This is a genomic window from Peptostreptococcus sp. D1, assembly GCF_900112955.1.
In the GTDB taxonomy this organism is placed as follows: domain Bacteria; phylum Bacillota; class Clostridia; order Peptostreptococcales; family Peptostreptococcaceae; genus Peptostreptococcus.
In genome coordinates this window covers 106,224-112,398 of the sequence record NZ_FONP01000006.1, presented here as the reverse complement: position 1 = coordinate 112,398, position 6,175 = coordinate 106,224, and the positions used below count along the sequence as shown (strand labels likewise).

The following is a 6,175-nucleotide window of genomic DNA, read 5'->3' as shown; positions in this document are numbered from 1 at the left end:
CTACTAGACCAAGCAGAGGCTGGAGATAATATAGGAGCATTGCTGAGAGGAGTGCAGAGAACAGAAATCGAAAGAGGACAGGTTCTAGCAAAGCCAGGAACAGTAAATGCACATACAAAGTTTACAGCAGAAATATACGTATTGAAGAAAGAAGAGGGTGGAAGACATACACCATTCTTCGATGGATATAGACCACAGTTCTATTTCAGAACAACAGACGTAACAGGAGAGTGTAAATTACCAGAAGGAATAGAAATGGTAATGCCTGGAGATAACGTAACAATAGAAGTAGACCTAATCAACTCAATATGTGTTGAAGAAGGATTGAGATTTGCCATCAGAGAAGGTGGTAGAACAGTAGCTTCAGGTGTTGTTGCAAGTATAATCGAATAATTTTACTTTTTAAGCTGCAGTTCAATTTGAACTGTAGCTTATTTTTTAGGAGGGTTTTAATTATGAAATTCGCAAAAAAAGTATTATCATTAACTATGTTAACTGTTTTTTTATTTTCTAATTTCTATAGTTTTCCTAAATTTAATAAAATTGTTTATACTCAAAAAGTTGGTGATGGAATCAGACTAGCTAATAATTAAAGTAGGATTTGAAAAATGAAGAAATTTTTAATATCAGGTTTTTTAAATTTACTTATAATTATTATATTCTTTAATTTTCATAATAAAAGAATATATGTGATTGATAATATTCTTAAGCTTATCATCATGGCGTGTACAATATTCCTTTTAGAGTATATAAAAAACAAATTTATTGATAAATATTTATAATAAAAAACACCTTAATTTGAGATGTCCTCCAAAAGTTAGACTAAAAAAATTGGTTGTATAGTATTGCGCTGACGGTTTTCAAATTCATCGTGAAATGAATTCGAAAATCATCAGTGCTAATTTTTTTAAGCGATAGTATATAAATAATGAAAAATGCATTGACTTTTATCTATATTTGTGTTACGTTCTGGAAAAATCATAATTTTTTAGTTTACTCATTAAGGAGGGTAACATGATAAAGAAAATAATGGGTGTACTGTCTTTTTGTATGATTATTACTCTTGTGGCTTGTAGCAAGGAAGAGCCGAAACAGCAAGGAGAATTATATGAAAAAAATCCAGTTGATGTTTGCCAAAGGTATATTGAAAATTTAACTAGTGAAGATAAGCTTAAATATGTATATTCAGATATGAATAAGGATGCTAAGAGATACACTGAGTATTCAGGATATTTTGAACAGGGATATTTTTTAGTTAAGGATTTTACCGAAGAAAAAGAAATAAAGCAACAGCTTAAATATTTAAGAGGACATATAAAAGAATGTAAAATGGAATATGTAAAGCCTTCAGATCATATAAATATGTTATCAAATCCTCTAGTAATAAAAAATGAAGAGGGTGAGGTTAAAAAATATAAGAATCCGGTTGTTTTGGATGTATATTTTAAAGTTATCCATCATAAAGATAAATATACGGCGTATAACGAAGGAGATGAAATGAAGACGATAGTTTTGATTCCGGATGAATATGGAAACTATAAGGTGCTATCAGTTGGGCATTAGTTTTTGTATTTATCAGAGGCAAAAATTAAAACAATTATACTTAAATATAAGTATAATCTACGGGCATAACTGGAGCCCGATTATTTTTTGAATACTATGAAGGGAGGCGTCTAGATGAATAAAAGAGTCACGATAAGAGATATATTGAATACTGAGGAATTTAAGGATTTTGTAGTTTTAGCTGGTGATTCTGCTTTGGATAAGGAGGTTAATTCAATAACTATAATGGATTCTCCCGATCCTTTTCCTTGGTCGGTTGGAGGAGAAATAGTACTGTCGAGTGGATATATATTTAAAAAGCATGAATCCGAATTTGAAGAGTTGATAAGGAAAATGAATGATACAGGTATAGTTGCACTTTTTATAAAGCTAAACAGATACTTTGATTATATACCTCAAAATATAATTGATTTGGGGAATGAAATTGGTTTTGTAATAGTTTCTGTGCCAGTTGAATTGTCATTTGTTGATGTTATTAATCCTACCTTGTCGAAAATAATAAACTTCCAGTCAGAGGTAATCCGTAGGTCTGAGAAAATTTTGAGCGATTTTACCAACCTAGTAATGAATGAGAGCGATACGTTGACAATAATAAAGGTGATATCTGAAATATTGGGTGAAGAAATTTGTTACTATGATATGAAATTAAATGAAATGTATCATTGTAAAAGTAACTGCTATAAAGAGCTAGATTTAGAACGTATAAATATCAATCAGCTTTTAATAGAAAAAGAATCCTATAGAATTAGCATGAATAATAAAATATTTGGATATATTGTTTTTTTAAGCAGAGAAAAGGGTGACATATATAAGGATGAATTTAATGCCTTGGCACATGCCAACACTGCTTTGATACTGGACACACAGAAAAAGCTATCTAGTATGCAGATTGAAAATAGACACAAAAATGAGTTTGTAAGAGATATAATTACAAACAACATCAAATCGAAAATAGAAATCGAAAAGAGAGCTCAGTCATTTGGTTGGACATTTAAGGAAATCTTTAGAACCTTGATTGTAGATATAGACAACTTTAAGGACGAGTATATAAAGATGGGAAATGCTGATGAAAAGAGAGATATAAATAACGATTTGGATGATATTAGAGATAATATTCTTAGTACTGCTGTCAGAGTGGTAAAGTCATATTTTGTCGATTCAGTTTATGTCAATCTTAGTGATACTGTAGTGTTCTTAATTCAAAACAACATAGAAAATAAAATTGATGAAATACTAGAGAAAATGAGCAAAGAAATTCGAAATACAATAGGAAATAAATTCGATTTTACGGTTAGTGTAGGGATTGGAGAGCCACAAAAGGATATTATAAATGTTTATAAAAGCTATAAAGAAGCGCAAATGGCAATAAAAATTGGAAGAACCATTTATAATTCGAGCTTTGCTCTTCATTATAAGGATTTAGGTGTGTACAGAATATTATACTCTATATATCAGAATGAGGATGCTCTAAGCTTTTGCAAGTCTAGTATTGGGAAGATTCTGGATTATGATGTACAATACAATACAGAGCTATTTTCAAGTCTACAAAAAATAGCTGATTGTGACTGGAACTTAAAAATTGCTGCAGAGAAATTGTATATTCACTACAATACTATGAAATATCGATATAAAAAAATAGCTGAAATACTCGATAAGGATTTGAATAAAACAGAAGCAAGGACGGATATTTCGTTGGCTTTAAAAATATATAAAATGAGTGAATAGATTATGATTTATGTATATATATAAATAATGAAGAAATAATGAAGAAATAATAACAATTAAAATAAATTATGGAAAAAATATAGTCAATTCTTTAAATATCACTATATATCTCGAAGATAAAAATAGTTGTATTTTTTTGTACTATAAGTACATTGAAAACAATTTCAAGTATATTAAAATATAGATGTACAGAACGTTCATAAGATATAACTTTCACAGTGAAAGACCGCTTTAGAATATATTAAAATTGAAGGGTAGTGATGAAATTTATGAAAGAATTGACAAAAACCGAAAAAATAAAAAAAGTTGAAAGCTATAGGTGGATAGTTTGGAGTATTTTGGCAATTATGTATGTATTTGTAACATTTCACAGGATGGCTCCAGGAGTAGTAAAAAACGATTTACAAGAAGCGTTTAATGTGGGTGTAGCTCAATTTGCAAATATAGGCTCTATGTATTTTTATGCATATTTTATTATGCAAATTCCATCGGGAGTATTAGCTGATAAATTAGGTCCAAAGAAAACTGTGTTTATCTTCTCGTTATTAGCAGCTGTTGGCTCGGTTGTATTTGGAATGGCACCTAATATTTCTGTGGCTTATATTTCAAGATTTGCCGTTGGAATTGGAGTGTCGGTCATATTCATTTGTCTGATAAAAATTCAGTCAAGATGGTTCTATTCAAGGAATTTTGCTCTTATGATAGGATTTGCTGGATTGGCAGCAAATCTTGGTGCTGTTATAGCACAGACGCCACTTGTAATAGCTGTTAGTCATTTTGGTTGGAGAAGTACATTTGTGTATATGGGAGTTGCAATGCTATTGTTTGCAATTCTTGCGTTTATATTTGTGAAAGATGATCCAAAGGATGTAGGCTTGCCGGGAATGGATGAATTGGAAAATAGACCTCAGGTATCTGTAAATATAAATGTATTTGATGCATTAAAATCTGTTATTGGAAACAGGAGAACTTGGGTTATTTCACTTACATATATAGGATTATATACTGGATACGTGATATTATTCGGAACATATGGAATATCATTTATAATGCAGGTATATGGTATTTCAAAGATAGATGCAGCAAATTATATAATATTTGCAATTATAGGATCTGCAGTAAGTGGACTTGTGATAGGATATTTGTCCGATAAATTTAAAAATAGAAAGATTCCGCTGATATTGTGTTCACTTATAACTTTATTGGGGTGGATACTTTTCATCTTTTTCAAAGTTCCGCAATCGTTCTTGGCACCATTTTTATTTATATTTGGTTTTGTAATGACTGGATTCACAATGTGTTGGACGGTTGGTAATGAAGTTAATGATAGAAATCTTTCAGGAGTAGCTACAGGTGTGGTCAATTGTATTGGTTTCTTGGGAGCAGCAGTTGTACCGGTTGTAATGGGCAAAATAATTGATGCTAACAAAGCCTTACCAGAAATTGGGTATAGAAATGCTTTCATGGTGCTTATTATTATTGTATGTGTGAGCACATTGGCTTCATTCTTTACGAAGGAAACTAGAGGTGAAAATATTTATAAAGGATAGGGTTTGTTGTAAGGGAGAATAAAATGTTAAATAAAGCAAAATCGATAGAGGATTACGTTGTAAAAATTAGACGTACCTTTCATGAAAATCCAGAGCTTAGCAATCAAGAGTATGATACTCAGAGATTGATTATTGATGAATTGGAGAAGATGGGGCTTGAGATAGAAAAAGTAGGGAATACATCTACTATTGCCAGATTAATTGGAAATAAAGATGGAAAAATAGTAGCTCTTAGAGCTGATATGGATGCACTGCCTATTGTTGAAGAATCAGAGGTAGACTTTAAGTCAAAAAACAGTGGAGTAATGCATGCCTGTGGTCATGATGCTCATAGTGCTATGCTTTTGGGAGCAGCAAAGATACTTTCTGGAATGAAGGATAAGATAAGCGGTGAAGTAAGGTTTTTCTTTCAAGAGGGAGAGGAAAATTTTTCTGGTGCTAAAAAAATAATTGAGGCCGGCGGAATGGAAAATGTAGATGGTTGCTTTGCTATGCATGGTTTGCCGACGATGGAAACAGGATTTGCCAACATCGAGGGTGGTTATAGATTGACTGGCTGTGATACAATTTATGTTAAATTTGAAGGTGTGTCTGGTCATGGCTCGTCACCTCAATTGGCAAAGGACACGATTCATCCAGCATGTATGTTTGTAACTGATATACAAGGTATAGTAACAAAAAATGTTGCGCCGCAGGAGCCAGTCGTAGTTTCCGTTGGAAGAATAAATGCTGGTACAAAGGCTAATATCATTTCAAAATATGCTGAAATAGATATGTCTATGAGATATTTTGATCCTGCTGCTAGGAAAGTGGTTCACGAGGCTATAATAAGACACGCCAATGCAATAGCAGATGCTTATGAAATCAAAGCTAGTATAGATATCGAAGAAAGTACCTTGAGTCTGAAAAATGATGATGATTTGGTAAGGCTAGCTCAAAAGACAAGTGAAAAGGTATTGGGTAAAGGTAAAAATATTCTTATGAAGCCTCTTATGGCATCTGAGGATATGTCATATTATTTCCAGCATGCAAAGGGCGTGTATATAAATATGGGCTTTAAAAACGATGAAAAGGGAAGTGTTTATTTTCCACATCACGAAAAATTTAAAATAGATGAAGATTACATGGTTTATGGAACCGCTATGTTTGCACAATTTGCATTGGATTTTTTAGATAGTGAATTGTATTGATATTTATATAAATATAGTATGCAGTTTATAGGTATTATCTATAATAACAGAAGGTTTCAATTCAATATAGCTATACCATTTTATTTATATTGACATATAACCCTCTTGGATTATAAAATTATTAATGAAATAATTATTTTATAATCT

General features: G+C 31.5%; 4 protein-coding genes and 1 pseudogene. All 5 read left to right on the top strand.

Going from position 1 to position 6,175, the window contains the following annotated elements; translation table 11 throughout:
- A pseudogene (tuf, locus tag BM120_RS06230) lies at positions 1–393 on the top strand (elongation factor Tu); the annotation flags it as partial.
- Between the two features lie 621 nt (positions 394–1,014).
- Positions 1,015–1,563, top strand: a complete 549-nt coding sequence (locus tag BM120_RS06225) for a hypothetical protein (RefSeq protein WP_091994164.1) — start codon at positions 1,015–1,017, stop codon at positions 1,561–1,563.
- Positions 1,564–1,677: 114 nt separating this feature from the next.
- On the top strand, positions 1,678–3,288 hold the full coding sequence (locus tag BM120_RS06220; protein WP_091994162.1) for a PucR family transcriptional regulator: 1,611 nt from the start codon (positions 1,678–1,680) through the stop codon (positions 3,286–3,288).
- 260 nt (positions 3,289–3,548) lie between these two features.
- Positions 3,549–4,838 carry an MFS transporter gene (locus BM120_RS06215; protein ID WP_091994160.1) on the top strand — a complete coding sequence of 430 codons (1,290 nt, stop codon included), beginning with the start codon at positions 3,549–3,551 and terminating at the stop codon, positions 4,836–4,838.
- Between the two features lie 23 nt (positions 4,839–4,861).
- The gene (locus tag BM120_RS06210) at positions 4,862–6,028 is read left to right on the top strand and encodes a M20 metallopeptidase family protein (RefSeq protein ID WP_091994158.1); all 1,167 of its coding nucleotides are present in this window, start codon (positions 4,862–4,864) and stop codon (positions 6,026–6,028) included.
- Positions 6,029–6,175 lie beyond the last annotated feature (147 nt).